This window comes from Streptomyces sp. NPDC006332 (genome assembly GCF_040612855.1).
Lineage (GTDB): Bacteria > Actinomycetota > Actinomycetes > Streptomycetales > Streptomycetaceae > Streptomyces.
Window position 1 is genome coordinate 76,388 of sequence record NZ_JBEXRA010000004.1, and the last position, 24,844, is coordinate 101,231.

General features: G+C 70.2%; 25 protein-coding genes. 11 read left to right on the plus strand and 14 right to left on the minus strand.

What is annotated here, in order from left to right; all coding sequences use genetic code 11:
• Window positions 1-45: 45 nt before the first annotated feature.
• The gene (locus ABZ027_RS05410; RefSeq protein WP_356764575.1) at window positions 46-915 is read left to right on the plus strand and encodes an RNA polymerase sigma factor SigF; all 870 of its coding nucleotides are present in this window, start codon (window positions 46-48) and stop codon (window positions 913-915) included.
• A 291-nt stretch (window positions 916-1,206) separates the two neighbouring features.
• On the plus strand, window positions 1,207-2,088 hold the full coding sequence (locus ABZ027_RS05415) for an RNA polymerase sigma factor SigF (protein WP_356764577.1): 882 nt from the start codon (window positions 1,207-1,209) through the stop codon (window positions 2,086-2,088).
• Window positions 2,089-2,550: 462 nt separating this feature from the next.
• On the opposite strand, the gene ABZ027_RS05420 is transcribed toward ABZ027_RS05415, so the two are convergent.
• On the minus strand, window positions 2,551-2,751 hold the full coding sequence (locus ABZ027_RS05420; RefSeq protein WP_356764579.1) for a hypothetical protein: 201 nt from the start codon (window positions 2,749-2,751) through the stop codon (window positions 2,551-2,553).
• Between the two features lie 195 nt (window positions 2,752-2,946).
• Between ABZ027_RS05420 and ABZ027_RS05425 the strand changes: the two genes are divergently transcribed.
• The 3 genes from ABZ027_RS05425 to ABZ027_RS05435 all read left to right on the plus strand — a co-directional run bounded on the left by ABZ027_RS05425 (window position 2,947) and on the right by ABZ027_RS05435 (window position 6,987).
• Window positions 2,947-3,465, plus strand: a complete 519-nt coding sequence (locus ABZ027_RS05425; protein WP_356764581.1) for a MarR family transcriptional regulator — start codon at window positions 2,947-2,949, stop codon at window positions 3,463-3,465.
• 13 nt (window positions 3,466-3,478) lie between these two features.
• On the plus strand, window positions 3,479-6,061 hold the full coding sequence (locus tag ABZ027_RS05430) for an MFS transporter (protein ID WP_356764583.1): 2,583 nt from the start codon (window positions 3,479-3,481) through the stop codon (window positions 6,059-6,061).
• 101 nt (window positions 6,062-6,162) lie between these two features.
• On the plus strand, window positions 6,163-6,987 hold the full coding sequence (locus ABZ027_RS05435; RefSeq protein WP_356764585.1) for a YceI family protein: 825 nt from the start codon (window positions 6,163-6,165) through the stop codon (window positions 6,985-6,987).
• 38 nt (window positions 6,988-7,025) lie between these two features.
• Here the strand turns inward: ABZ027_RS05435 and ABZ027_RS05440 are convergent, their stop codons facing one another.
• The 3 genes from ABZ027_RS05440 to ABZ027_RS05450 are packed head-to-tail and all read right to left on the minus strand — an operon-like array spanning window position 7,026 to window position 8,959.
• Window positions 7,026-7,412 (minus strand): hypothetical protein, encoded by a 387-nt coding sequence (locus tag ABZ027_RS05440; protein ID WP_356764587.1) that lies wholly within the window; start codon window positions 7,410-7,412, stop codon window positions 7,026-7,028.
• A gap of 51 nt (window positions 7,413-7,463) precedes the next feature.
• Complete coding sequence (locus ABZ027_RS05445) at window positions 7,464-8,183, minus strand: GAF and ANTAR domain-containing protein (protein ID WP_356764589.1); 720 nt, start codon at window positions 8,181-8,183, stop codon at window positions 7,464-7,466.
• Window positions 8,184-8,236: 53 nt separating this feature from the next.
• Window positions 8,237-8,959, minus strand: coding sequence for an ANTAR domain-containing protein (locus ABZ027_RS05450; protein ID WP_356764591.1), 723 nt, complete (start codon window positions 8,957-8,959; stop codon window positions 8,237-8,239).
• A 210-nt stretch (window positions 8,960-9,169) separates the two neighbouring features.
• On the opposite strand from ABZ027_RS05450, the gene ABZ027_RS05455 reads away from it, so the two are divergent.
• Together ABZ027_RS05455 and ABZ027_RS05460 are read left to right on the plus strand one after the other, a co-directional pair.
• Window positions 9,170-9,544 carry an STAS domain-containing protein gene (locus ABZ027_RS05455; RefSeq protein ID WP_356764593.1) on the plus strand — a complete coding sequence of 125 codons (375 nt, stop codon included), beginning with the start codon at window positions 9,170-9,172 and terminating at the stop codon, window positions 9,542-9,544.
• A 93-nt stretch (window positions 9,545-9,637) separates the two neighbouring features.
• Window positions 9,638-10,114 (plus strand): PPOX class F420-dependent oxidoreductase, encoded by a 477-nt coding sequence (locus ABZ027_RS05460; protein WP_356764595.1) that lies wholly within the window; start codon window positions 9,638-9,640, stop codon window positions 10,112-10,114.
• 32 nt (window positions 10,115-10,146) lie between these two features.
• On the opposite strand, the gene ABZ027_RS05465 is transcribed toward ABZ027_RS05460, so the two are convergent.
• The 8 genes from ABZ027_RS05465 to ABZ027_RS05500 form a co-directional block, all read right to left on the minus strand.
• Window positions 10,147-10,917, minus strand: a complete 771-nt coding sequence (locus ABZ027_RS05465; RefSeq protein ID WP_356764597.1) for a TetR/AcrR family transcriptional regulator — start codon at window positions 10,915-10,917, stop codon at window positions 10,147-10,149.
• 144 nt (window positions 10,918-11,061) lie between these two features.
• Window positions 11,062-12,558, minus strand: coding sequence for an MFS transporter (locus ABZ027_RS05470; protein WP_356764599.1), 1,497 nt, complete (start codon window positions 12,556-12,558; stop codon window positions 11,062-11,064).
• 57 nt (window positions 12,559-12,615) lie between these two features.
• Entirely contained in the window at window positions 12,616-14,844 is a 2,229-nt protein-coding gene (locus ABZ027_RS05475; protein WP_356764601.1) for a glycosyltransferase family 39 protein, read from the minus strand.
• Window positions 14,844-16,436: a glycosyltransferase gene (locus ABZ027_RS05480; RefSeq protein ID WP_356764603.1), complete on the minus strand. Its 1,593-nt coding sequence runs from the start codon at window positions 16,434-16,436 to the stop codon at window positions 14,844-14,846. Before ABZ027_RS05480 ends, ABZ027_RS05475 begins: the two co-directional genes overlap by 1 nt.
• A gap of 14 nt (window positions 16,437-16,450) precedes the next feature.
• On the minus strand, window positions 16,451-18,091 hold the full coding sequence (locus ABZ027_RS05485; protein ID WP_356764605.1) for a HAMP domain-containing sensor histidine kinase: 1,641 nt from the start codon (window positions 18,089-18,091) through the stop codon (window positions 16,451-16,453).
• On the minus strand, window positions 18,088-18,828 hold the full coding sequence (locus ABZ027_RS05490) for a response regulator transcription factor (RefSeq protein WP_356764607.1): 741 nt from the start codon (window positions 18,826-18,828) through the stop codon (window positions 18,088-18,090). Before ABZ027_RS05490 ends, ABZ027_RS05485 begins: the two co-directional genes overlap by 4 nt.
• Before the next feature lie 164 nt (window positions 18,829-18,992).
• Window positions 18,993-19,868 carry a DUF2797 domain-containing protein gene (locus ABZ027_RS05495; RefSeq protein ID WP_356764609.1) on the minus strand — a complete coding sequence of 292 codons (876 nt, stop codon included), beginning with the start codon at window positions 19,866-19,868 and terminating at the stop codon, window positions 18,993-18,995.
• A 48-nt stretch (window positions 19,869-19,916) separates the two neighbouring features.
• A complete protein-coding gene (locus tag ABZ027_RS05500) occupies window positions 19,917-20,336 on the minus strand; it encodes an HGxxPAAW family protein (RefSeq protein WP_356764611.1) in 420 nt (139 codons plus the stop codon).
• A gap of 88 nt (window positions 20,337-20,424) precedes the next feature.
• On the opposite strand from ABZ027_RS05500, the gene ABZ027_RS05505 reads away from it, so the two are divergent.
• The 3 genes from ABZ027_RS05505 to ABZ027_RS05515 all read left to right on the plus strand — a co-directional run bounded on the left by ABZ027_RS05505 (window position 20,425) and on the right by ABZ027_RS05515 (window position 22,416).
• On the plus strand, window positions 20,425-20,913 hold the full coding sequence (locus ABZ027_RS05505) for a MarR family transcriptional regulator (protein WP_356764613.1): 489 nt from the start codon (window positions 20,425-20,427) through the stop codon (window positions 20,911-20,913).
• A gap of 133 nt (window positions 20,914-21,046) precedes the next feature.
• Window positions 21,047-21,595 carry a GtrA family protein gene (locus ABZ027_RS05510; protein WP_356764615.1) on the plus strand — a complete coding sequence of 183 codons (549 nt, stop codon included), beginning with the start codon at window positions 21,047-21,049 and terminating at the stop codon, window positions 21,593-21,595.
• Window positions 21,596-21,729: 134 nt separating this feature from the next.
• Window positions 21,730-22,416, plus strand: coding sequence for a hypothetical protein (locus ABZ027_RS05515; RefSeq protein ID WP_356764617.1), 687 nt, complete (start codon window positions 21,730-21,732; stop codon window positions 22,414-22,416).
• 35 nt (window positions 22,417-22,451) lie between these two features.
• On the opposite strand, the gene ABZ027_RS05520 is transcribed toward ABZ027_RS05515, so the two are convergent.
• Window positions 22,452-23,042 (minus strand): TetR family transcriptional regulator, encoded by a 591-nt coding sequence (locus tag ABZ027_RS05520; protein ID WP_356764619.1) that lies wholly within the window; start codon window positions 23,040-23,042, stop codon window positions 22,452-22,454.
• A gap of 147 nt (window positions 23,043-23,189) precedes the next feature.
• Here ABZ027_RS05520 and ABZ027_RS05525 point away from each other — a divergent pair, with 147 nt between their 5' ends.
• On the plus strand, window positions 23,190-24,356 hold the full coding sequence (locus ABZ027_RS05525; protein ID WP_356764621.1) for an NAD(P)-dependent alcohol dehydrogenase: 1,167 nt from the start codon (window positions 23,190-23,192) through the stop codon (window positions 24,354-24,356).
• Between the two features lie 150 nt (window positions 24,357-24,506).
• Here the strand turns inward: ABZ027_RS05525 and ABZ027_RS05530 are convergent, their stop codons facing one another.
• Window positions 24,507-24,833, minus strand: coding sequence for a hypothetical protein (locus ABZ027_RS05530; RefSeq protein ID WP_356764623.1), 327 nt, complete (start codon window positions 24,831-24,833; stop codon window positions 24,507-24,509).
• Between the last annotated feature and the right edge of the window lie 11 nt (window positions 24,834-24,844).

Sequence of the window (24,844 nt, forward strand, 5' to 3'; positions counted from 1 at the left end):
CATGTCTTGTGATGCTATGACCGCTTTTGATGGATGAGTTGACCGATGGTGAAGACCGATGAAGAGGTGGCGTTGTCCGTGTCGGCCAGTACTGCGCCGCCTCAGGAAGAGGCTCCCGCCCAGCCCCCGGTGCCGACGGCACCCCAACGCAGCCGCGGTGCCGATACCCGGGCCCTCACCCAGGTGCTCTTCGCCCAGCTCAAGGACCTGCGACCGGGTACGCCGGAGCACAACCGGGTGCGCGGGGCGCTCATCGAGGCGAACCTCCCGCTCGTGCGCTACGCGGCCGCCCGCTTCCGCTCCCGCAACGAGCCGATGGAGGACGTCATCCAGGTCGGCACCATCGGGCTCATCAACGCCATCGACCGCTTCGACCCGGACCGGGGCGTGCAGTTCCCGACGTTCGCGATGCCCACGGTGGTCGGCGAGATCAAACGGTACTTCCGGGACAACGTCCGCACGGTCCACGTACCGCGACGGCTGCACGAGCTGTGGGTACAGGTCAACGGGGCGACCGAGGACCTGACCACGTCCTTCGGGCGCACCCCGACGACCGCCGAGATCGCCGAGCGGCTGCGGATCACCGAGGAGGAGGTGCTGTCCTGCATCGAGGCCGGACGGTCCTACCACGCCACCTCGCTGGAGGCCGCCCAGGAGGGCGACGGCATGCCAGGACTGCTGGACCGGCTCGGCTACGAGGACCCGGCCCTGGACGGCGTCGAGCACCGCGACCTGGTCCGCCATCTGCTCGTCCAGCTTCCGGAACGGGAACAGCGAATTCTGCTGCTGCGCTACTACAGCAACCTCACCCAGTCGCAGATCAGCGCGGAACTCGGCGTGTCCCAGATGCACGTCTCGCGGCTACTCGCGCGTAGCTTCCAGCGATTGCGTTCGGCGAACCGGATCGAGGCGTAACCGCATACCGGTTCGGGGCATAACCGAATACATGAGCGACGAGTCACCGTCGCGAGCGAATCGCTCACCAGCGCGGATCCCTGCATTTCTGTGTCGAAAGACCGTCAGACCCCCTCCTTCCAGGGCGTATTCGCGTCTCGTATGTCGACATGTATCTACAGCGTGTTGCCGACATGTGACATTCTGCGGGAAGCGCGTTTGCCGAGGCTTCGGCTCCGGTATTCAGGTGAAGGCTGCGTTCCTCCGTGGGAGCGTCCGCCACGACCGTCCTCGCGACCCAAAGGGGGTGGCATGTCCGCAGACCAGGGCAGCTCGAAGGTGCTCACGCTCACAAAGAGCGAGCCTGCGCCCGCACTCGACGACGTAACGGCCGTCGAGGCCGCGCCGGCCCCGGCCCTCCCGAGCTCGGGAGCTCTCGACACCCGCACCCTGTCCCGCTCCCTCTTCCTGCGGCTTGCCGCACTCGACGAGAACAGCCCCGAGCGCGCGTACGTCCGGGACACCCTCATCGAACTCAACCTCCCGCTGGTCCGCTACGCGGCCGCGCGCTTCCGCTCGCGCAACGAGCCGATGGAGGACATCGTCCAGGTCGGCACCATCGGCCTGATCAAGGCGATCGACCGTTTCGACTGCGAACGGGGCGTGGAGTTCCCGACGTTCGCGATGCCGACGGTGGTCGGCGAGATCAAGCGGTTCTTCCGAGACACGTCCTGGTCGGTGCGCGTCCCGCGTCGCCTCCAGGAGCTGCGGCTCGCCCTCACCAAGGCCAGCGACGAGCTCTCCCAGAAGCTGGACCGCTCGCCCACGGTGGCCGAACTCGCCGCGGTGCTCGGGGTGTCGGAGGAGGACGTCGTCGACGGCCTCGCGGTCGGCAACGCGTACACCGCCTCCTCGCTGGACTCCCCGGCCCCGGAGGACGACGGCGGCGAGGGCTCCCTCGCGGACCGCCTCGGCTACGAGGACACCGCCCTGGAGGGTGTGGAGTACCGCGAGTCCCTCAAGCCCCTGCTGGCCAAGCTCCCGCCCCGCGAGCGGCAGATCATCATGCTGCGTTTCTTCGCGAACATGACCCAGTCGCAGATCGGCGAGGAGGTCGGCATCTCCCAGATGCACGTCTCCCGGCTGCTGACGCGGACGCTGTCGCAGCTGCGGGAAGGCCTCATCTCGGACTGACCCGGGTTCCGGTATGACGGAGCGCCAGCCCATGACGGCGGTGCTCCGAGCGACGTGAGCACATGGCCGTCGGGGCGCCTTGATCGGCGCGTCGGCGGCCGTCGTCCGTCTTGACGCGGACCTGGCCGCGGGCGGAGACGGCGAGGCGACGAGGCGGTGCCGACCGGCCGGCACAGGCACGGCCGTCGGCCCCACCCCGGCGCTCGGGTACGGCGGTGGCACGACGGCGGGACGGACAGCTCGCTTCCGCCCGCGTCCGAGCACCCTGACTCCGAGCACCCCGAGTTCGGGCACCCCGAGTTCGGGCGTACGCGCACGGCTGAGTACCCGGATGGTGTGCGTCGACGCGAGGGGGGTACCCCCGATCGGAGCGAAACCGAGAGGGGGTGCGTGCCGCCGGGGCACGCACATCGGACGTGCGAGGCGACCGGCCGGTGAAGGTGGTTACTTCAGCGCGCGTGGTTACTTCAGCGCGAGCCAGGCCACGGCGGCGACGACCACCACGGCGGCGACCACGCCGAGAATGAGGCCGAGGCGGGGACCGCTGGAGGCGGCAGCAGCCTGCTGCCGGCGGCCCTGAGGGGCCTCGTCGACGAACGCGCGGAACATCTGGGTGCTGCCGGCCGGGTCGTTGTTGCCCTGGGGGCCCTGGGTGTTAGCCATGCCCCGAGACCCTAGCGAATCCGGGGGTGAGGCCCAAGTGGAGACCGTCAGCCCTCACAACACCCCCTTACCTGCACGTTTACGTTCGCAATACATGCCTTTGCCAAGTTTTTGGATGGCTGCCCCGGGATTCTATTTGCCTGTAGCAACCAACAGCTTCTATGGTTGCCCTAAGCAACAAACAAGGGAGGTGTGATGGCAGGGCAGGCGCAGTACGAGGAGCTGATGCGTCAGTTCAGTGCCTTCGGCGCCGTACGCAGGGAGTTGGGACGTCTTCTGCCGCCCGACTGCCCCAGTGGTTCCGCCGCCGTGCTGACCCTCCTCGGCCGCTACGGCGACATGCGCATGAGCAAGCTCGCCGAGTTGCTCGCCGTGGACATGTCGGTGACCAGCCGGCACGTGGCCCACGTCGCCGACCGGGGTCTGATCGAACGCTCCCCCGATCCGGCGGACAAACGCTCGCGCATTCTGCGCCTCACGCCCGCGGGCCGGGACCGGTTGGACGAGCTGTCGCGACGGACGTGCCAGATGCTCGCCGAACGGCTGGACGACTGGAGTGACGACGAGGTCGTACAGCTCACCCACCTCATGACGCGGCTCAGGTCGAGCTTCGACGACTGCCGTGTCACGCATCCGGAACCCCGGCCGCCCACCACGCCCTCGCTCGAACGGTCCACGGACCGGTCCACCCGTACACCCGCGATCACCAAGTAAGAGAAGGAAGCTCATGGCAACGACCACACCAGCCGGTGTGCGGGCCCACACCAAGCACGGAGGAGGGGCCTCCGACGGCGAGCCGATGACGCACCGGCAGATCATGGAGGCGCTCTCCGGGCTGCTGCTCGGGATGTTCGTGGCGATCCTGTCGTCCACGATCGTCACCAACGCGCTTCCCGAGATCATCGGCGACCTCGGCGGCGGCCAGTCCGCCTACACCTGGGTCGTCACCGCCGCGCTGCTGTCCATGACGGCGGCCACGCCCCTGTGGGGCAAGCTCTCCGACCTGTTCAGCAAGAAGGCTCTCGTCCAGATAGCCCTCGTCATCTACGTGCTGGGATCGGCCGCCGCGGGTCTGTCACAGAACCCGGGCATGCTGATCGCCTGCCGAGTGGTGCAGGGCATCGGCGTCGGCGGTCTGTCCGCCCTCGCGCAGATCGTGATGGCCGCGATGATCTCGCCGCGTGAGCGCGGGCGTTACTCCGGCTACCTCGGCGCGACCTTCGCCATCGCCACCGTCGGCGGTCCGCTGCTCGGCGGTGTCATCACCGACACCTCGTGGCTCGGCTGGCGCTGGTGCTTCTACGTCGGTGTGCCGTTCGCGGTCATCGCGCTGATCGTGCTGCAGAAGACCCTGCACCTGCCCGTGGTGAAGCGGGACGTGAAGGTCGACTGGGGCGGCGCGTTCTTCATCTCCGCCGCGGTCTCCCTGCTGCTGCTGTGGGTCACCTTCGCCGGTGACAAGTACGACTGGGTGTCGTGGCAGACCTACGCGATGGTCGGCGGCTCGATCGTGCTCGGCCTGCTGTTCGTGCTCGTCGAGTCCAAGGCCAGCGAACCGATCATCCCGCTGCGGCTGTTCCGCAACCGCACCATCACCCTGTCGTCGCTGGCCTCGCTCTTCGTGGGCGTCGCGATGTTCACCGGCACCGTCTTCTTCAGCCAGTTCTTCCAGCTGGCCCGGGACAAGTCGCCGACGATGTCGGGTGTCATGACGATCCCGATGATCGGCGGTCTGTTCATCTCCTCCACCGTCTCCGGGCAGTTCATCACCCGGACCGGCAAGTGGAAGGTCTGGCTGGTCACCGGCGGCGTGCTGGTCACGGCGGGCCTGGGCCTGCTGGGCACCGTCCGGTACGACACGGACTACTGGAAGATGGCGATCTTCATGGCCCTGCTGGGCCTCGGCATCGGCATGATGATGCAGAACCTGGTGCTGTCCACGCAGAACCAGGTGGCCCCCGCCGACCTCGGCTCGGCCAGCTCCACGGTCACGTTCTTCCGTTCCCTCGGCGGTGCGGTCGGTGTCTCCGCGCTGGGCGCCGTCATGGCCCACCGCATCACCGACTACGCCAAGGACGGCATCGCCGACCTCGGCCCCAAGTACGCCTCCATGGCCGGGGGTTCCGACTCCGGCTCCATCCCGGACATGGACAAGCTGCCCGCGCCGCTGCGCACGGTCATGGAGAGCGCGTACGGCCACGGCATCGCCGACGTCTTCCTGATCGCGTCGGGCCTGGCCCTGTTCGCCTTCCTCATCACGCTGTTCATCAAGGAGGTCCCGTTGCGGACGAAGGGCGCACTCGCGCAGACCGCCTCGGAGGAGACCCCGGACCAGGCGGCCCCGGCCGCCGCACAGACTCCCGCCGAGGTGCAGGCACCGGCCGAGGCGCAGACTCCCGCGGCAGGGACTCCCGCCGGTGCTCCCGCTTCCGCCCAGGCGCACGTCCCGAGCTGGGCCGTCACCGAGTCCACGACCGAGACCCGGACGGGTCCCGAGGGCACGCAGCGGCTCGCCGCGGTGGCCACGATCGCCCGTCCCGAGGGTTCGTCCGGTGTGCCGGTGCACGGTTTCGTGCGCGGCGCGGAGGGTGTCGCGGTCCCGGGTGCGGCGGTGACGCTGATCTCGCTGGCCGGCCGTCAGCTGGGCCGCGCGGTCGCGCAGTCGGACGGCTCCTACGGGCTGGACGCTCCGGGCACGGGCTCGTACGTGCTGATCGCCTCGGCGGACGGCTTCCAGCCGCAGGCGTCCACCGTCGTGGTGGGCGAGGAGCCGGTGGCGTACGACATCCTGCTGAGCGGTACCAGTGGCCTGAGCGGGCTGGTGCGGGCCGCCCACACCGGCAGCCCGGTGAAGGACGCCATGGTCATCGTCACCGACGTGCGCGGGGACCTGCTGGCCACCGCGGTCAGCGGTGAGCAGGGCGAGTTCTCGTTCACGGAGCTGGTGCCCGGTGCGGTGACGGTCGCGGTGAACGCCGCCGGATACCGTCCGCGCGCCCTGCCGGTGGAGGTCGGCGGCACCGGGGTGACCCGGGTCGAGGTGGACCTGGACGCGGGGGCCCAGCTGCAGGGGGTCGTGCGGGCGCCGCACGGTCCGCTGGCGGACGCCCGGGTGACCCTGGTCGACGCGGCCGGCAACGTGGTCGCCACCGCCACCACCGGGGACGACGGGGCGTACGCCTTCACCGATCTGGACGGGGGCGACTACACGGTCATCGCGACCGGGTACGCACCGGTCGCGACCGCGCTGACTGTGCACGGCCAGGGCGTCGACGGCCACGACATCGAACTCTCCCACCCCGGCGAGTAGTTCGGACCCGGCCCGTGCCGGGCACGTCTCCCTCGGAGCGTGCCTGGCACGGGCCGGTCTCTTTATGGTCAATTTGTAATACTTTCGCAGGGAGAAACGTGATGGGACTGACCGCGAAGATCCGTACGCGAGACGGATGGGCCGTCTCGCACGGGGTGGTCACCGTGACCGACATGACCGGCTCGCAGGTGCTGCGCGCCGAGGCCGACGCCGAGGGTGCCGTACGGGACACGACCGCGCTGGCGCCGGGGGCGTACACCGTCATCGTCACGGCCGTCGGGTACGCGCCCGCCGCCGCGAGTGCCGTGGTCACGGCGAGCGGCCGGGCCGAGGTCGGCACGGTGACGCTGGCCCGGCAGGGCGGGACCGAACTGCCGCCGCCGGGGCCGTGGACCGTGGACCCGGCGCACTCCACTGTGGCCGCCGCCGCCCAGCACCTGGGCATCTCGACCGTGCACGGACGGTTCACGGAGTTCACGGCCTCGATCGAGGTCGCCCCGGACGACGTGACCAAGTCCCGGGTGGAGGCGGTCATCCAGGCGGCGTCCATCGACACCGGCAACGGCATGCGCGACACCCACCTGAGGTCCGCGGACTTCCTGGACGTCGAGCGGTTCCCGGAGATCACGTACCACTCGACCGGGCTGACGGCGGCAGGTTCGGACCGCTGGACCGTGCACGGGGAGCTGACCCTGCACGGCGTCGCCCGGCCGGTCGACCTGGACCTCGCCTACCTCGGCACCGGCGCCGACCCCTGGGGCGGCACCCGGGCGGCCTACCGGGCGACGGCGGAACTGCACCGCGAGGACTTCGCGATGAACTACAACCAGGTCGTCCAGGCGGGCATCGCCGCCATCGGCACGAAGCTGAAGGTGGAGCTGGACGTACAGGCGGTGCAGGGGGAGTCGCTGCCGCAGGCGGCCTGAGGGGGTCCTTTCATGAGGCCGGTCCTGCCCGGCAACGCCTACATCAGTCCGACGACGCGCGGCGGGGCGAACAGATGACGGGCGCGGTGCTCCTCGGCCACCATGACCGCGCCCGGGAGCAGTTCGGGAGACCGGGACGCCCTGGCGAGTGAGTCGCGGTGGTCGGCGCAGGTCGTACAGGAGGGGTCCCAGTCGGGCAGTGACGCGCGGTGCGCCTCGGCCAGATGACGGCTCAGGCTGATCTGCGTGCCGACGACGCTGTCGGTGACGTCCCAGTCGACGCCGGGGTCCTCCGCGGTGAGCCCGGCGATGACGGCCTGCACGTGCTTCATCGCCTCGTAGCGGCGGACGCACTCGGCGCAGTCCCACATCCAGGCGGGTGGCAGCGGCCACTGGTCCTCGCGACTGAGGTCTTCCGCGCTCATGCGGGCCACGGTAGGTGCTGCGGGCCCGACAGCGCAGGCGTCCGTACGAACTCAGTTCCGTCCGGACGAGCGGTCGGACGCGCGCCCGTCGCCGCGGCTCATCCGTGCCACCAGGTCGGTGCACAGGTCACGGAGTTTGACGTTGTGGTTCTGCGAGACCCGGCGCAGGCGTTCCAGGGCGATCTGGGCGTCGATCCGCTCCTGCGCCATGAGGATGCCGACGGCCTGGTCGATGACGCTGCGGGAGAGCAGCGCGGTGCGCACGTCGGCGACCGACTCCTGGCGACGCTCGACGCGCAGGGCGACGTTGATCGCGTCACCCACCCGGGCGGCGAAGGCCAAGGCCGCGCCCCTGCCCGGACCCAGCGACCCCGTCTCGACACCGTAGAGGTTGAGGGCGGCGCCCCTCTCGCCCTCCACCTCGATGGGGATCGCCAGCACACAGCGCACGCCCGTGGAGAGCGCGTACGACGTGTACCTGGGCCAGCGGGTCTCCGTCTCCAGGTCGGGTGCGTACTGCTCGCGGCTCGTCTCGGCGGCCTCCACGCAGGGCCCCGAGTCGTGTTCGTACTGGCGCTGGTCGAGGCCGTTGGGCAGGCCCTGGCTGCCGGCCAGGGTCAGCAGCCGGTCGGCGCGGCGCACCGTGATGCTGCACGCGACCGCGCCGGGTACTGCCTGCACCGCGCGGTCGGTCAGATCGCGCAACAGCGTGTCGAGACCGTTGCTGCGCACGATGGCCATTTCCAGCGTGTCGGACATCTCGGGGCTCATGACCGTACGGATATCCCGTCAACGCCTGTTAACTCCCCGGCTTTCCCGGCCGGTCATGTGGCGTTGTTCGCATCCACGATGCGCCGGGCCAGGTCGCGCAGCTTGATGTTCTCCCGCTGCGAGGCCTTGACCAGGGACTCGAACGCCTCCGCCGCGTCCATGTCCATCCGTTCCATGAGGATGCCGGTGGCCTGCCCGATCAGGTCCCGGGTGCGCATCGCCTCCGTCAACTGCTCCCGGACGGTGGCCGAGTCGAGGGCGAGACTGACGTGCGCGGTGAACAGCCGGCCCAGGCGGGTGGACGCCTCGTCGAAGGCGCGCGGCTTGCGGGAGTAGGCCGTGAGGACGGTCAGCCGGCGGCGGTCGGCGCGCAGCCGCAGCGCCAGCGCGGAGCGCAGGCCCAGTTCGGACAGGGCGGTGCCGCTGTCGTCGGCCTCGCTGTCCTCCAGCCGTACGACGGGCGTGGTCCACAGGTTCTCCCAGTACGGCGCCTGGTCACGTCCGGTGTGCCGGGACTCCGCCGAACGCACCACGTCGTCGGTCCAGGCGACGGCACGGCGGTGCTGGGTGCGCTCGATCACGGAGATGCCGGCGTGGTCGGCGGCGGGCAGCAGGTGTACGGCCAGCCGGACCGCGGTGCGCATGGTGTTCTGCGGGGTCAGCGTGTCGTGCAGTTGCTGAGCTGCCACCGTCAAGGCCTCCGCCAGCTCGAAATCGGCGGCAAAGGGGGGCAAAACAGGAAACTCGGACGCAGCCACCACGAACCTCTTCGGCATGCACGCCCAAAGGACGTGCGCAGGAGAGCTCCGCAGCACATTCCTGACTGCGAGCACAGGATGGACAGCACTTTACTTGCTTGGTTGCGTCGAAGTGACGCCCGGCTGACGGAGGCGGGGACCACTTCCGGGCGCGGTGGTCGGCGTGGTGGAATGGGGGACGACAGGTCAGGAAGTGGCCTCCCCTGAATCCGGACGAACGTCTGCCAGGTGAGTGTCGTGACCTTCCTCCCCCATCCCTGCGAGCTGCGTGATCTACGTGATCTGCCCGGCTGCACGACGCTGATGGTCCTCCCGCCCGAGATCGACCACAGCAACGCCGAGAGCCTGCTGCGCCGGGTCATGTCCGCCGCCGACGCCCGCACCGGTCGGCTGCGGGTCCTGGTGCTGGACCTCACCTCGACCCGCTTCATGGACTCCCAGGGCGTCCGCCTCATCGACGAGGTCCGCCTGCGCCTGCGTCCCCGGGTGCGGGTGCGGGTGGTGGCGCTGCCCGACGGGGCCGCCCACCGGGTGCTGGAGCTGACGGGGGCGCGGCGGGACGTGCCGGTGTACGACAACCTGGGTGAGGCGCTGAAGGAGTAGGGCGCGCCACCCGTGGCGTACTGGTGTACGGGACAGGTGCCGTGCGCGGGTGTCCTGGGCGGCTGTCGTGGGCCGGGGTCCTAGGCTGACGCCATGGCACCGAACATCGCGACCAACACCTCCGTATCGCTGGACGAGTTGCTGGACTTCGTACGGCCCCGGCACCACGCGATCCTGCTGACCCGCCGGTCCGACGGTGGCCCGCAGGGGTCTCCGCTGACCTGCGGCGTCGACGACTCCGGGCGGATCGTCGTGTCCACCTACCCCGAACGCGCCAAGACCCGCAACGCCCGGCGGGATGCGCGGGTCAGCCTGATCGTGCTGAGCGACGACTGGAACGGGCCGTGGGTCCAGGTCGACGGCACCGCCGAGGTCGTCGACTCGCCGGACTCCGTCGAGCCGCTCGTGGAGTACTACCGCAACATCGCCGGCGAGCACCCCGACTGGGACGAGTACCGGGCGGCCATGCTCAAGCAGGGCAAGTCGATCATCCGGATCACGCCGGACCGCTGGGGCCCGGTCGCCACCGGCGGTTTCCCGGCCCGGCTGGTCTCCGGCGACGAGGGGTGAACGAGGGCTGAACGGCACCCCGTAGGGCGCCCTCAGGGCCTGTCCCGGCCCCGCTCCACCATCGCCTCGATCCCGGCCAGCAGCAGCTCCAGCGCGAACTCGAAGTCGCGTTCCATCATCTCCTCGACCGTGTCGCCGCCGCGGGCCTCCATGATCTCCGTGGACTCCTGGATCACCTCGGCGGCGTCCGGGGCCAGCGTCACCGTGCTCAGGGAGTGCCGGAAGTACTCGTCCGGGGACATGCCGGCGTCCGCGACCCGGGCGAAGAAGTGACCCTCGATCGTGCCGTAGCCGTACACGAACTGGAAGACCGCCGAGATGGCCCCGGTGACGCCGTGCACGGGCAGGGCGGCCTTGCGGATGACGCGCTGCATCACCCGGACGAAGGCCATGTTGTTGGGGCCGATGTTGAGGTAGCGGCCGACCAGCGGCGACAGCCAGGGGTGGCGGACCAGCAGGGCCCGGTACGCCCGGGCCAGGGTGCGCAGCTGGTCGCGCCAGTCCTCGTCGGCGTCCGGGTCGGGCAGGTCCAGCCCGCCGAAGACCGCGTCCAGGGCGAGTTCGAGGAGGTCGTCCTTGGTGTCGACGTACCAGTAGACGGACATCGCGGTGACGTTCAGCTCGGCGGCGAGCCGACGCATGGAGAAGCGGTCCAGTCCCTCGGAGTCCAGCAGCCGCACGGTGACCTCGGTGATCCGCTCCCGGTCCAGCCCGGACGGCTGCCCGCCACCCCGCCCACCGCGACGCGCCTTTCCCTCCAGCCACACACTGGTCCGCGCCGCCCGCTGGGCCGCTTTCACCATGGCGCACCTTCCTCGACGTCACACGCCGGCCAGCTTAGGCGCCCGGCCGGGCGCCGGCCCGCACCCGGATGCGGCACCGCCGCGTGGCGCGCGACCACGACACGGCGGACCCGCGGCCGCCGACCGACCTGGCCACCCGGGCCACTAAGCGGAGTCTGCCCGCTCAGCCCGACGCAACAACGCGGCGGCGACCAACCCCCCGAACAGCACGGCCACCGCCCCCACCAACTGACTGGTCTCCAGCCCGGAGGCGAACGCGTCCGTGATCTGCCGCCGCTCCCCGGCCGACCCGGCTTCGGCCAACGCCGTCGGCAGCGAGACCGCCGCCACCGAAACCGCCGCCGCGAACCGTGAGTTCAGTACGGCGCCGAGCACCGCGACCCCAAGCCCCTGCCCGAACTCCGCCAGCGTCCCGTTGACGCCCGCGCCCACGCCCGCCTTCTCGGGCGGTATCGCGCTCATCACCGCGTTGGCCATGGCAGGCATGGCGAAGGCGACACCGACGCCCATGATGATCAGCCCGAGCAGCATGCCGCCGTACCCGTCCCCGCCGAGCAGCGCGATCGACGCGAGCCCCGCCGCCAGGCAGGTCATCCCGGACGCGATGGTCAGCGGTGTGCCCAGCCTCGGCAGGAGCAGCGCGCTCACCCCGGTGAGGTTCAGCGCGACGATGGTGAGCGCGAACGGCGCCGTGTGCAGACCGGCCTCCAACGGGTCGTATCCGAGCACGAACTGGAGGTGCTGAGTGAGCAGGAAGAGCGATCCGGCCATCCCGAAGGCGACGAGGACCGCGCCCGCGACGGCTCCGGTGAACCTCTGGTTGCGGAAGAAGTGCATGTCCAGCATCGGGTACGGGGTGCGCAGCTCCCACGCCACGAACCCGCCCAGCACCACGACCCCGATCGCGGCGGAGGTGAGGGTGGGCGCCGAGGTCCAGCCGTCGTCCGGTCCGGAGATGATCGCGTAGACGACGCTCGTCATGCCGATGGTGGACAGCAGCGCGCCGAGCAGGTCGGGGCGGTCCCCCTGCGGGTTCCTGGACTCGGGGACGAGGACGAGCACGGCGATCAGACCGATGGCCGCGACCGGGATGTTGATGAGGAAGATCGCGCCCCACCAGAAGTGGTCGAGCATCACCCCGCCGAGCAGCGGGCCGACGGCGAACCCGAGCGAGTTGACCGTCGACCACAGCCCGATCGCCTTCACCCGCTCGGTGTCGTCGAAGATCTGGACCACGACGGCGAGCGTGGTGGTGATCAGGAGTGCCCCGCCGACACCCATGCCGGCGCGCGCCGCGATCAGTTGACCGCTGGTGGTCGCCAGACCCGCCACGAGCGAACCGATGCCGAACAGGGCGAGCCCCGCCACCAGCAGCTTCTTGCGGCCGTAGCGGTCCGCGGAGCTGCCCGCGGTGAGCAGCAGGCCGGACTGCACCAGCGAGTACGCGTTGATCATCCACTGGATGTCGGAGGTGGACGCGTCCAGCTCACGGGTGAGCGAGGGGATCGCCACGTTCAGGACGGTGTTGTCGAGCAGCACGGTGAGCTGCGCGAGACAGATGACACCGAGGATCAGCCAGCGCTGGGGGTGGCCGTCGGCCCGTGCGGGAGCTGGGGCCTGTTCCTGGGGGGATGCGGTCATGCCGTACACCGTAGAGCAGTTGCTATACGACGTACAGCACTCACGCCTGTTGCTTGGTCATGCCTTCCGTGTCAGGTCGTAGAAGGTGGCCGAACCGACCGTCACCTTCTTGAAGTTGGCCTCGACCCAGGTGGTGATCTGCGAGGACGTACCGTCGCTGCCGCCGCTCATGCCGCCGCCGGTGCCGGAGGAGATGAAGTAGTGGATCCTGCCGTCCGCCACGTAGGTCTTGAACTGGGCCAACGTCGGGGACGGGTCGGTGCCGTTGAAGCCGCCGATCGCCATCACCGCGTCACCCGTGGCGAGTTGGTAGCTCGCGGCGTTCTGGGCGCCGATGGCCGCGGCCGCCCAGGTGTAGGTGTCGGAGTCGGCCTCCAGCAGCTTCTTGGCCTCGGAGCTGACGGAGGCGCCGTTGAGCAGGCCACCGGCACCGCCACCACCGCGCATGCCGCCGCCGTCGCCCATCGTCGGGCCGCCCTGCTGGTTCTGGCCCTGGCCCTGGCCCTGAGGTGTGCCGTTGCCGTTCTGGCCCGGCATCCCGCCGCCGAAGCCGCCGGCGCCGCCACCCGGGAAGCCGTTGCCCTGCGGGTTCTGGCCCTGCGCTGGGCCGTTGCCGTTCTGCCCGCCCGGCATCCCACCGCCCCCGAAGCCGCCCCGGCCGCCACGCGGACCGCCGCCCATCATGCTCGCGCCCGCCGGACCGGCCGTGACGATGGAGCCGGTGTGGCCCTCCCCCAGGGTGCTGAGGGTGTACGCCGTCGGCCCGGCCAGTGCGGCCACCAGGCCCAGCCCCACCGCGGCCAGCGCGAGCTGCCTGCCCAGCCGGGCGACGAAGATCAGCCCGAGCGCCCCGGTCAATCCCCCGACCAGGACCAGCCACTTGAGCCAGGGCAGGTAGTCGGAAGTGCGGTTGAGGAGGACATAGCCCCAGGCGGCGCTCGCGACCACCGCCGCCGCCAGGGTGAGCGACGCCCGGATGTCGGAGCGCCTCTCCCACAGGAGCCCCGCGCCCATGCCAACAACTGCGGCCAGGTAGGGGGCGAGGGCGACCGTGTAGTACTGGTGGAAGATCCCCGCCATGTAGCTGAAGACGGCCATGGTGATCAGCAGCGATCCGCCCCACACCAGGAACAGGCCGCGGGTCGTCGAGGTCCGCTTGAGCTTCCGGGTGGCGACCAGGCCGCCGGCCAGCAGGATCAGCGCGGCGGGCAGCAGCCAGGAGATCTGGCCGCCGATCTCGGAGTTGAACATCCGGTCCCAGCCGGTCTCGCCCCACATGCCGCTACCGGTGTTCCCGCCACCACCACCGCCGCCGACGCTGCCGGTCTCGTCGCCGTTCAGCCGGCCGAGGCCGTTGTAGCCGAAGGTCAGCTCCAGGAAGGAGTTGTTCTGCGAACCGCCGATGTAGGGGCGGGAGGAGGCGGGCCACAGCTCGACGATCGTGACCCACCAGCCGCCCGAGACGACCAGCGCGACCGTCGCGAGGGCCAGCTGCCCGAAACGCTTCTTCAGCCTCACCGGCGCGCAGACCGCGTACACGATGGCCAGCGGCGGCAGGATCAGGAAGGCCTGCAGGGTCTTCGCGAGGAACGCGAAACCGATCGCGACCCCGGCCCACACCAGCCACCTCGTCCGGCCGTCCTCCACGGCCCGGGCGACGAAGTAGCAGGCCAGAGCCATCAGCAGGGCCAGCATGGCGTCCGGGTTGTTGAACCGAAACATCAGCGCCGCGACGGGGGTGAACGCGAGCACCACGCCCGCGATCAGACCGGCCGCGGGACTGAACCGGCGGCGCACGGAGGCGTACACGACGGCGACCGTGCCGACGCCCATCAGTACCTCGGGGGCCAGGATCGCCCACGAGTTCAGGCCGAAGATCCGGACCGACAGCTCCATCGGCCACAGCGAGGCCGGGGGCTTGTCGACGGTGATGGCGTTGCCCGCGTCCAGCGAGCCGAAGAACATCGCCTTCCAGCTCTCGCTGCCGGCCTGGACGGCCGCGGAGTAGAAGGAGTTGGCGTATCCGGAGGCGCTCAGGTCGTACAGGTAGAGCACGGCTGTCACGAGGAGCAGGCCGAGGAACGCCGGGCGCGCCCAGCGCGGGTCCTCGGGGCGGCCCCGCCACAGTCTCCGTACGAACGGCTGCCGGGGTTCACCGGATTCGGGAGCGGTCGGCGGGGGCGCCTCGGGAAGCGACGGTTCGCGCACGGCCGTACTCGTGGTGGCCGTCGGCGGTCCCCAGGCGCTGGGGCCCGGTGGGGTCGTCCGGTCGGTGTCGGTGCTCATCAGGAGTTCCTCGGGTCGGTGTCGGCGGGGCGCACCGGCCGCAGTTGCGCGGTCGCGTCCCCCCGGGTGCGGTCCGCGGCTTCACCGGCGCGGAACTGGGTGGTCTGGTACGAGCTCTCGGGCCCGCTGGTGTACGTCGGCGCCGTGGGCCGCTGCGGGAGCGGCGGCTGCTGGACGTACCGGTGCTGTCCGTCGGGCTGTGGTGGGTACGGCTGCCGGCCGTAGGGCTGAGGTGCGTACGGCTGCCCGCCGTAGGGCTGAGGGGCGTACGGCTGCTGAGCCTGCGGCGCCGTGGTGTGGGCGGGGGAGGCCGGGTCGTGCGGGACGGGGACGGTGTACGGGCTGTCGTCCGCACGCCGGTCCGAGAACACCCAGGCCCGGAAGAGCAGGAAGCGCAGCACGGTCGCCGCCAGGTTCGCGGCGATCAGGACCGCCAGCTCGGTGGAGTGCGCCGGCTCGGAGCTCGCCGCGTTCAGGGCGGCGAGGGAGCCGCTGGTCAGCGCGAGGCCGATACCGAAGACGACCAGCCCCTGCGCCTGGTGTCGGACGGCGCCGCCCCGCCCGCGCACCCCGAAGGTCAGTCGCCTGTTGGCCGCGGTGTTCGCGACCGCCGAGACCAGCAGCGCGAGCGCGTTGGCCACCTGGGAGCCGCCGAACTGCCGGAAGAGGGTGTAGAGCAGGAGGTAGAAGAGGGTGGACAGCCCGCCGACGACACAGAACCCGACGAGTTGGCGGGCCAGCCCCTTCGGTACGTCCTGGATCTCCCGGTCGCGCGGGTCGTCGCCGAACGGCCGGGTGATCCGGTCCAGGGACAGCGACCCGGTGGCCAGGGCCTTGCCGACCCGCCACACACCCTTGAGGTCGTCGGTCGCCGTCTTCACGATGTGCACCGTGGAGTTCGGGTCGTCGACCCAGTCGACGGGGACCTCGTGGATACGCAGTCCCGCGCGCTCGGCGAGCACCAGCATCTCGGTGTCGAAGAACCAGCCGGTGTCCTCCACCAGCGGCAGCAGCACCTGCGCGACATCGCGGCGGATCGCCTTGAAACCGCACTGGGCGTCCGAGAAGCGGGCCTGGAGCGAGCCCCGCAGGATCAGGTTGTAGGCGCGGCTGATGAACTCCCGCTTGGGCCCGCGCACCACCCGGGAGCTACGGGCGAGCCGGGAGCCGATCGCCAGGTCGGAGTGGCCCGAGATCAGCGGCGCCACCAGCGGCAGCAGGGCGTTGAGGTCGGTGGACAGATCCACGTCCATGTAGGCGAGGACGGGGGCGTCCGACGCGGACCAGACGGTCCGCAGCGCCCGGCCGCGGCCCTTCTGCTCCAGCCGGAACGCCCGCACCTCCGGGAGTTCCGCCGCCAGCCGCGCGGACACCTGGGGGGTGGTGTCCGTCGACGCGTTGTCCGCGATCGTGATGCGGAACGTGTACGGGAACGTGTGCTTGAGGTGCTCGCGCAGTCTCAGCACACACGGCTGGAGGTCCTTCTCCTCGTTGAAGACGGGGATCACGACGTCCAGGACAGGCGTTCCGGCGTCTGTGGCCGGGAGGTGCTCCCGCGCCGGCAGGGTGCCGGGAGAAGAGTCGGTTCGCATGCCAACGACTCTGGTCAGGCCCCCTGTTGCACCCATATGGCGGCGCTGTGCTGTGCCTGTGAGTGCGATTGCCAGTTCGTTTCGGGCGCCGGATGCGGGATCGCGGGACCCGACGCGGGCAGGTGCATGGTGAACACGGTGCGCCCGGGAACGCTGTCCACGGTCACCGCACCGCCGTGCGCACTCGCCACGGCCTGCACGATCGCCAGCCCCAGACCGGTCGAGCCGGTGGCCCTCGAACGCGCCGAGTCACCGCGCGCGAACCGCTCGAAGACGTGCGGGAGCAGGTCGGACGGGATGCCCGGACCGTTGTCCTCGACGTCCACGCACATCCAGGTGCCGCGCCGCTGCACCCGCGCGGTGACGGTGGTACCGGGCGGTGTGTGCTTGCGGGCGTTGCCCAGCAGGTTGACCAGCACCTGCTGGATCCGGGCCGCGTCCGCGGAGACCAGGGCCGGTTCGTCGGGCAGGTCGAGACGCCAGTTGTGGTCCATGCCGGCCGCGCGGGAGTCGCTGATGGTGTCCACGACGAGCGGTACGAGGTCCGTCTGCTCGAACTGGAGCGGCCGCCCGGCGTCGAGGCGCGCGAGCAGCAGCAGGTCCTCGACGAGGAGGGTCATCCGGCCGGCCTCGGACTCGATGCGCCCGAGGGCGTGCCGGGTGTCCGGCCCGACCTCCTCCCTGCCGCGTCTGGTGAGTTCGGCGTACCCGCGGATGGAGGCGAGCGGGGTGCGCAGCTCGTGGCTTGCGTCCGCGACGAACTGCCGTACCCGCGTCTCGCTCTGCTGACGGGCGTGCAGGGCCCCGTGGACGTGGTTGAGCATCCGGTTGAGCGCGGCGCCCACCTGCCCGACCTCGGTGTGCGGATCGGTCTCGGACTCGGGCACCCGCTCGCTGAGGTTCACCTCGCCGGTGTGCAGGGGGAGTTCGGAGACGCGGGTGGCGGTGGCGGCGACCCGGCGGAGGGGGCGGGTGGCGACGCCGACGAGGACGTACCCGGCGATGACGGCGGCGCCGAGACCGGCGGCGGTGACGCTGAGCTCCACGAGGATCAGGGTGTTGATGGTGCTGTTGACGTCGTCGGTGGGGAGGGCGATGTAGTACGAGTCGCTGCCGTCCCTGCTGCTGACATACGTGACGCGGTACTCCCCGATGCCGGGCACGTCCACGGAGTGGGCGTTGTCGTCCTTGGCCACCGAGGCGAGGACCGCCTGCTGCGCCGTGTTGAGACCGCCGGCCCGCATCTCCTTGAAGACGCCGTTGCTGTCCTTCTCCTGCTCGGCGATGGCCGCACTGGCGATCTTGCCGTTCTTCACATACGCGGCGATGGTCTTGGGCTGCGTCGGGGGCTGCTTGACGAACTTCGCGGCCTTGGCGCTCGCCGGGGTGTCGTTCGTGGGGACGGGCGGGATCTTGTCATCGCCGCCGGGCGGTTTCTTGCCGTCCATGCGGCCGCCCACCGCGCGCATGGCGGTCTCTTGCAGCTTGCCGTCCAACTGCTCGTACAGATGCGACCGCAACGCCAGCGTCGTCACCGTTCCGATCACCGCGCAGACCACCGCGATCAGCACCACCGACGCGACGACGAGCCGGGTCCGCAGGGTGCGCGGCTTACCTGCTCGCTTCTGCGCACGCGGCCGTCGTCGTCCGCTCATGACACGGCGGGCTTGATCAGGTAACCGGCGCCGCGCCGGGTGTGGATCATCGGCTCACGACCCGCGTCGATCTTGCGGCGCAGGTAGGAGATGTAGAGCTCGACCACATTGGCCTGGCCGCCGAAGTCGTACGACCACACACGGTCGAGGATCTGCGCCTTGCTGAGCACGCGCCGCGGGTTACGCATCAGGAACCGCAGCAGCTCGAACTCGGTGGCGGTGAGGTGGATGCCCTCGCCGGCCCGCGACACCTCGTGGCTGTCCTCGTCCAGGGTGAGGTCCCCGACCACGAGGACGGATTCGGAGCGCCGGTCGGCCGCGCCGGAGCGCCGGATGAGACCCCGCAGCCGGGCCACGACCTCCTCGAGGCTGAACGGCTTGGTGACATAGTCGTCGCCCCCGGCGGTGAGCCCGGCTATCCGGTCCTCGACGGCGTCCTTCGCCGTCAGGAACAGCACCGGCACGTCCGGCAGCTCACGCCGCAGCCGTCCCAGCACGGCCAGTCCGTCCATGTCCGGCAGCATCATGTCCAGGACAACGGCGTCGGGGCGGAACTCACGGGCGGTCTGTATGGCGCCCGTGCCGTCACCGGCACTCCGGATCTGCCAGCCCTCGTAGCGGAGGGCCATGGACAGCAGTTCGGTGATCGACAACTCGTCGTCCACCACAAGCACTCGGACGGGGCTCCCGTCCGGCCTCAGCAGTTCGGTGCGCCCCTGGGGCGAGGTCGTGGTCATGGTGAAACCATGTCGGGGCCCCCTGAGAACACCCTTTCGCCAGTCTGTGATTTTCCTGAGAAACGCACAGGCCACTCTCAGGGACGCCCTGGGAACCCTTCATGGGCGCCTCATGATCCCGGCCGGTTCCCTCACCGGCCCGGAGCATCCCGGAGCTCCCTGGGTCAGAACAGCCCCGACTGCACGCTCGGCGACGCCTTGAACTGCCGTACCGGCACGGTGACTTGCTCCCCCTCGGCGGGAACCAGCTCCCACCCGGTGAGCAGCCGCGTGTCGAGAACGACCACTGCGCCGGTCCCCGTCGCCAGGTGCAGGTCCGGTCCGGCGGCCGCCACCAGCCGACCGCTCACCATGCCCCCGGCGGCAAGCTCGGCGACCTCGCCGACGGCGGCCGGAAGGTCGGTGAGCCCGAACGCGTCGACGTGATCGACGGGTCGGCAGGGCGCGGGCGCGAGCGACTCCGGCCAGCCGCCGAGGGCCACCGCACGCCCGTGCAACTCCGTGACCTCAGCGGCCCGTTCCGCCGCCGACCCCGGCAACCGGGCCCGTACCGCCCGCTTCTCGGCGTAGGGAATCCGGTCCGGCACGCCGAGCGCGGCACGCAGCAGTTCCTCGGTACGCCGGGCCGCCATCAGTGGGCCGGTGCCCAGCCAGCTGAAGCAGACGGCGCCCTGCTCCAACAGCCGGGCCGAGCCGCGCTCTTCGGCGGTGATCCCGACCTTGACCATCCCGGGCCCGAACCACGCCAGATACACCCGGTACGGTCGCGGGTCGTCCGCGAGGGTGTCGGCGGCGACGGAGTGCGCCCGGTCCAGCCGCGCGCACTCCTCGCACCGCGCCCCCGTACTCCGCCCCGACACGGCCGCCCGCACCGGACAGGGATGCCCCCGCGCACCCACACATGTCCGACCGCCCCCTTCCACGACCCCGAAGGCCACCCTCTTCCCCCAGGTCAGCGCACTGCGCCGCCCGCCGTCCCACAGCAGCACGGGACCGTCCGCGGACCACCGCAGCCCCGAGCACTTCCATGCCTGTGCCATCACTTCCGAGAGTAGGGGGCACCACTGACAATGACGGCTTCGCGAGGGTCAGCCACCGGAGGTGGCGGCGGCAGGCTCCACCTCACCTGCGGAAACAGGCACGACACCGGACGCCGCCCCACCCCCTGCCGTAGCCGTAGCCGCAGCCGCAGCCGCAGCCGTACGCCGAACTCCCCGCCCCGCCATCCGGCACCCGACACACCCGGGATGCCCGCCCCGCGCCCCCGTGTCCCGCACCCGCATCCCCCACTGCTCCCTCGGCCGTTTCCCCGGCGCCTTGCCCCAGCCGGCGAGATGCAGTGCCCAGGCGGCGAAGAGGCTCACGACGTCGATCGCGGCCCCGGCCACCAGGAGCGGGGTGGACACCGTGCACACGCCCAGCCCCAGCACCGCCGTCCCGACGGTCGCGATGCCGAAACCGGTCCAGCCTGCGACCGTGTGTCCCTCGTCATACTGATGTGCGCTCACGTGCCCGCCTTCCTCGGTACGGGTATCTCACAGCGTAAGTAATTTACTTCATGAACCTCTCACAAGCTAAGGGAAACAGGAACCCGCAATGCCAGCCAAGTCGCGCCCCCCTGCCACTCCGGCCCAGGCGCTGTCGGCGATGGACTCCCTCGTCGCGGCCCACCTGCTCGGCCAACAGGAGATGGCCCAGCGACTGGGCCTGAACGTCTCCGACCTCCTGTGTTTCGCCTACGTCCTCCAGGCGGGCGAGAACCTCCTGACGGCCGGCGACATCGCCGAACGCGCGCACGTCACCACCGGCGGCGTGACCGGCATCCTCAACCGCCTCGAACGCGCCGGCTACGTCACCCGCGTCCCCGACCCTGCGGACCGCCGCCGCGTCCGCGTGGCCGCCGTCCCGGACGCCGTGACTCGCGTGGTCGCCCTCTACGAGCCCCACTACGCCCGCCTGAACGACCTCTTCTCCGACTACGCCGCCGACGAACTGGCCGCCATCACCGACTGGTTCACCCGCGCGACGACCGTGGCCCACAGCTACATCGAGGAACTCCGGGACCGGGACGCCAAGGGGAAGTGACCCACGAGGGCGTCGACCCCCGCGTGGTGGGGCTGGCCATACCCCCAGTCCGGTAGTCCGCTCCATCGTTCCCGCTAGCGGACGAAGGCATCGTTGAACCCAGCGAAGCCCGCCCCGTCCGGAAGGAAACGTCATGGAGTCGCCGCTCCCGCCGCAGCCGCAGCCCACGCGCGGCGAGCCCCGGCCCGTCCGCGGCACCCTCGCGACTCCGGGCCCCCTCGCCTCCTTCTTACGGTTCGTGATCTGCGGCGGCGGTGTCGGTCTCCTCGCCGGCCTCGCCGTACCGCTGCTGGCCAGGACGATGCCCTGGGTGGCCGCGAACGCGGTGATCACCGTCGCGTCCACTCTCCTGTGCACCGAGCTGCACGCGCTCTTCACCTTCGGCACCGGCCGCCGCCCCGGCCGGCGCCGCCACCTGCAGTCCGCGGGCTCGGCGACGGCCGCCTACGTGGCGACCTGCGCCGCGATGTTCATCCTCCACGCGGTGCACTCGTCGCCGAGTCTGCTGTGGGAACAGACGGTCTACCTCACCGCGTCCGGCCTCGCAGGCATCGGCCGCTTCCTGGTCCTGCGCCTGTTCGTCTTCGCCGACGGCGACCGGAAGCAGTCGGCGACACGGACGCCCCGCCCACCGGACGACTGGAACCTTCCGTTTGTGAGGACCAAGGCTTTTGCCGGATGACCGAGCGATGACCGACTAGCGTGCCCATGCCACCGTTCGTCTGTCACGGTGCGTCTGTCATTGTTCGCCCGCTCTTGTTCGCCCGCCCTTGTCCGTATGCGAGTGCACCACGTGCACGAGGGGGTCTCCTTCACATGCGAAAAGCAACCCGAAGAGCACTGGCGCGAGTGACCATCGCCCTGCTCGCCGCCACCGGCCTCGCCCTGTCCGGCCCGGGCACCGCCCAGGCCACCACCACGGTCGACATCCCGGCACACACCGCCGACGGCGTCTCTGCGACGGTGAAGTTCCACGGCACGGTCGTCCCGAAGCCCTACAACCCGGATCCCGCCGCCTACTTCGGCGACCGTAAGTGTCTGAACATCTACCACGACTACGACCCGACTCCGGGCTGCGGCGGCTTCAAACTGGACGTCACCTTGCACAACGTCCGCAACCAGCCTGGCTACATCGCCGGCCTGAGCAGCACCGACGACCGGTTCCAGGCCTACGCCGACACCGCCCGCACCTTCGGGTGCCTGCGCCCCGACGGCACCTTCGACCATGGCACCAGCTTCGTCATCCGCACCGAGCAGCAGGAGCTGTTGCCGACCTACTACACCCCGGACGCCAACTGGGTCCTCTACGAGCACCGCCAGAACCCCACCCGGGACGCGGGCCCGCAGTTCTACATGAACTTCCCCGCGGTCACGGTGAACTGCCCCACGGGCATGACCCCGGCCCAGTACGGCCTCAAGGTCAGCAACATCAAGGTCACCATCGCCGACGACAACGTCTTCGGCCACACGACCTGGAGCACCCCCGGCCCGTTCTACGGCTAGGTCTTCCGACCAGGTCCTCCGACTGCGCCAGTCGACTACTGGTCGGCCGCCATCGCGCGGCGGACGCTCTCATGCAGCAGGGCACGACGCCGCTCGTGGACTTCCGCGGGCTCCTCTGCGGTCGCCGCGTAGACGTTGCTGACCGGCGACCAGGCCATGGACATGGCGATCACCATGGCCATCACGTCGAACGGGTCCCCCGGGCGCACCAGGCCGGCCGCCTGCGCCTCGGCGATGGCACGCAGTTTGTCGTCGTCGAGGCGGTCGGGGTCGTCCACCAGGTGGCCCGCCGGGCGTCGCTCCAGACGCGCCCAGGTGGCGAGGCGGATCAGGTCGGGGCGGCGCAGATACTCGTCGTAGAGGCGCACGGCCCAGTCCGCGAGGTCGGTGGCGTCGATCGGGACGACGTTCACGATCCGCTCCAGGGAGCCGAAGAAGATCGCGTCGAAGAGCCCTTCCTTGCTGCCGAAGTAGGCGTAGAGCTGGGCCTTGTTGGTGCGTGCCGCGGCCACGATCCGCTCGACGCGCGCTCCGGCGATCCCGTGCTCGGCGAACTCCTGGGTCGCCACCTCGATGATGCGCCGGTGCGTCGCCGCTCCACGCGGGGTCAGAGGCTGGTCAACCATTCCGTCACGCATTCCGTCACGCTACCAAACAGAACAGTTGGTTTGCCTGACGCCCCACATCCCTGTAGCTTGCCAACCAAACAGACCGAACAGTCTGTCTATCACCCTCTTTCACTCTCTATCACTGTCGATCAGGAGCGGAGTGCCATGAGGACCACAGTCGGCTGGCAGGCGACGACCACGGGGACGCCACCGCGGCGGCCATCGCTGGAGACACTGCGCCGGACACCACTGCAACGGCGCGACCTACGCCCCGACGACCTCGCGATCCGCGTGGACTACTGCGGCGTCTGCCACAGCGACCTGCATGCCGTCCGCACCCACGACGCTCACGCCGACAGGGGCGACACCGGCAGCACGCCCCTGGTGCCGGGGCACGAGTTCACGGGCGTGGTGACCGAGACCGGGCCCGAGGTCACCGGTTTCACCGTCGGTGATCCGGTGGCGGTGGGCAACATCGTCGATTCGTGCGGCACGTGCGCCATGTGCCGGCTCGGCCAGGAGAACTTCTGCCACGCCTTCCCGACCCTCACCTACGGCGGCCGGGACCGCCACGACGGGTCGACCACCCTGGGCGGCTACAGCCGCGAGTACGTCGTCCGCGACCGGTTCGCCTACCCCCTCCCCGCCGCCCTGGACCCTGCCGCCGCGGCTCCGCTGCTCTGCGCCGGAGTCACCGTCTGGGAACCACTGCATGCCCTGGGCGTGGGCCCGGGAACGCGCGTCGCCGTCGCGGGACTGGGCGGCCTCGGCCATCTCGCCGTCAAGATCGCCGTGGCGCTCGGCGCCGACACCTCGGTCATCAGCCGCTCACCGGACAAGACCGACGACGCCCGTCGCCTCGGCGCCGGCGATCTCATCGTCTCCACCGCCCCGAAGCAGATGGCCGACGCCCATGAACGGTTCGACGTCGTCATCGACACCGTCTCCGCCCCACACGACCTCGCCCCCTACCTACGCCTGGTCGCCCTGGACGGAACGCTCAGCCAGCTCGGGCATCTCGGCCCCGTCACCGTGGAGACCACCGACCTGCTGGTGGGACGCAAGAAGCTCAGCTCCGCAGGCAGCGGCGGCAGGCCCGCCACCGCCGCCCTGCTGGAATTCTGCGCCGACCACGGCATCACCGCCGACATCGAACTGCTCCCCTCGTCGCACGTGAACGAGGCCCTCGACCGCCTCCAACACAACGACGTCCGCTACCGCTTCGTCCTCGACATGTCCGACCTGGACCGACCCCGGACCACCATGGCGGAGCAACCGGAAGCCACGAGCGAGTCCCCAAGTCCCGCACGCGCACGCGTCGTCAGACGCTGAGGCCATGAACGAATGCACGCCCGGCAACCGCCCCGACCCAACAGGTCCCAGCAACCATGGTGACTTCAAGAGCCTCAGCCGCAGCTACCTGCGCCAGCTCCTGACGTGGCACTGACGAGAGAAAGTGCATCAGCTTCCGCGACGTGAGGGTTACCCAGAGGCGCGGAGCTCGGCCCGTAGGCGAACGCAGACCTCTTCGACTGCTGCCTCGCTCGGCAGCCGATTGGCTTCGGACATGGCCAGTTGCAGAACCGGCCCGTAGGCGTTGTACCGGGTCATGTCATCTCGGCATGCAGGCTGCACCACGAAGTGAAGGTGTCCGGGAATCGCGTCGGCGTGGGACCAGAGGCAGACATAGACCTGTTCTGGGCTCATGGTGGCGGTCACCGCTGCGCTTGTTCGCTGCAGCAGCGGACCAAGCTCGGCGGATTCACTGCGTGACAGGTCGGACGTATGTACAACATGCCGGATCGGCATGACCGCCAGCG

Coding starts and splice junctions, on each gene's coding strand:
- ABZ027_RS05495 (WP_356764609.1), bottom strand. CDS start 19,868: ATGGCACAGGCATGGAAGTGCTCGGGGCTGCGGTGGTCCGCGGACGGT.
- ABZ027_RS05460 (WP_356764595.1), top strand. CDS start 9,638: ATGGCACCGAACATCGCGACCAACACCTCCGTATCGCTGGACGAGTTG.
- ABZ027_RS05465 (WP_356764597.1), bottom strand. CDS start 10,917: ATGGTGAAAGCGGCCCAGCGGGCGGCGCGGACCAGTGTGTGGCTGGAG.
- ABZ027_RS05450 (WP_356764591.1), bottom strand. CDS start 8,959: ATGCCGAAGAGGTTCGTGGTGGCTGCGTCCGAGTTTCCTGTTTTGCCC.
- ABZ027_RS05415 (WP_356764577.1), top strand. CDS start 1,207: ATGTCCGCAGACCAGGGCAGCTCGAAGGTGCTCACGCTCACAAAGAGC.
- ABZ027_RS05430 (WP_356764583.1), top strand. CDS start 3,479: ATGGCAACGACCACACCAGCCGGTGTGCGGGCCCACACCAAGCACGGA.
- ABZ027_RS05410 (WP_356764575.1), top strand. CDS start 46: ATGGTGAAGACCGATGAAGAGGTGGCGTTGTCCGTGTCGGCCAGTACT.
- ABZ027_RS05425 (WP_356764581.1), top strand. CDS start 2,947: ATGGCAGGGCAGGCGCAGTACGAGGAGCTGATGCGTCAGTTCAGTGCC.
- ABZ027_RS05470 (WP_356764599.1), bottom strand. CDS start 12,558: ATGACCGCATCCCCCCAGGAACAGGCCCCAGCTCCCGCACGGGCCGAC.
- ABZ027_RS05475 (WP_356764601.1), bottom strand. CDS start 14,844: ATGAGCACCGACACCGACCGGACGACCCCACCGGGCCCCAGCGCCTGG.
- ABZ027_RS05435 (WP_356764585.1), top strand. CDS start 6,163: ATGGGACTGACCGCGAAGATCCGTACGCGAGACGGATGGGCCGTCTCG.
- ABZ027_RS05485 (WP_356764605.1), bottom strand. CDS start 18,091: ATGAGCGGACGACGACGGCCGCGTGCGCAGAAGCGAGCAGGTAAGCCG.
- ABZ027_RS05525 (WP_356764621.1), top strand. CDS start 23,190: ATGAGGACCACAGTCGGCTGGCAGGCGACGACCACGGGGACGCCACCG.
- ABZ027_RS05510 (WP_356764615.1), top strand. CDS start 21,047: ATGGAGTCGCCGCTCCCGCCGCAGCCGCAGCCCACGCGCGGCGAGCCC.
- ABZ027_RS05420 (WP_356764579.1), bottom strand. CDS start 2,751: ATGGCTAACACCCAGGGCCCCCAGGGCAACAACGACCCGGCCGGCAGC.
- ABZ027_RS05490 (WP_356764607.1), bottom strand. CDS start 18,828: ATGACCACGACCTCGCCCCAGGGGCGCACCGAACTGCTGAGGCCGGAC.
- ABZ027_RS05440 (WP_356764587.1), bottom strand. CDS start 7,412: ATGAGCGCGGAAGACCTCAGTCGCGAGGACCAGTGGCCGCTGCCACCC.
- ABZ027_RS05530 (WP_356764623.1), bottom strand. CDS start 24,833: ATGCCGATCCGGCATGTTGTACATACGTCCGACCTGTCACGCAGTGAA.
- ABZ027_RS05515 (WP_356764617.1), top strand. CDS start 21,730: ATGCGAAAAGCAACCCGAAGAGCACTGGCGCGAGTGACCATCGCCCTG.
- ABZ027_RS05520 (WP_356764619.1), bottom strand. CDS start 23,042: ATGGTTGACCAGCCTCTGACCCCGCGTGGAGCGGCGACGCACCGGCGC.
- ABZ027_RS05480 (WP_356764603.1), bottom strand. CDS start 16,436: ATGCGAACCGACTCTTCTCCCGGCACCCTGCCGGCGCGGGAGCACCTC.
- ABZ027_RS05445 (WP_356764589.1), bottom strand. CDS start 8,183: ATGAGCCCCGAGATGTCCGACACGCTGGAAATGGCCATCGTGCGCAGC.
- ABZ027_RS05505 (WP_356764613.1), top strand. CDS start 20,425: ATGCCAGCCAAGTCGCGCCCCCCTGCCACTCCGGCCCAGGCGCTGTCG.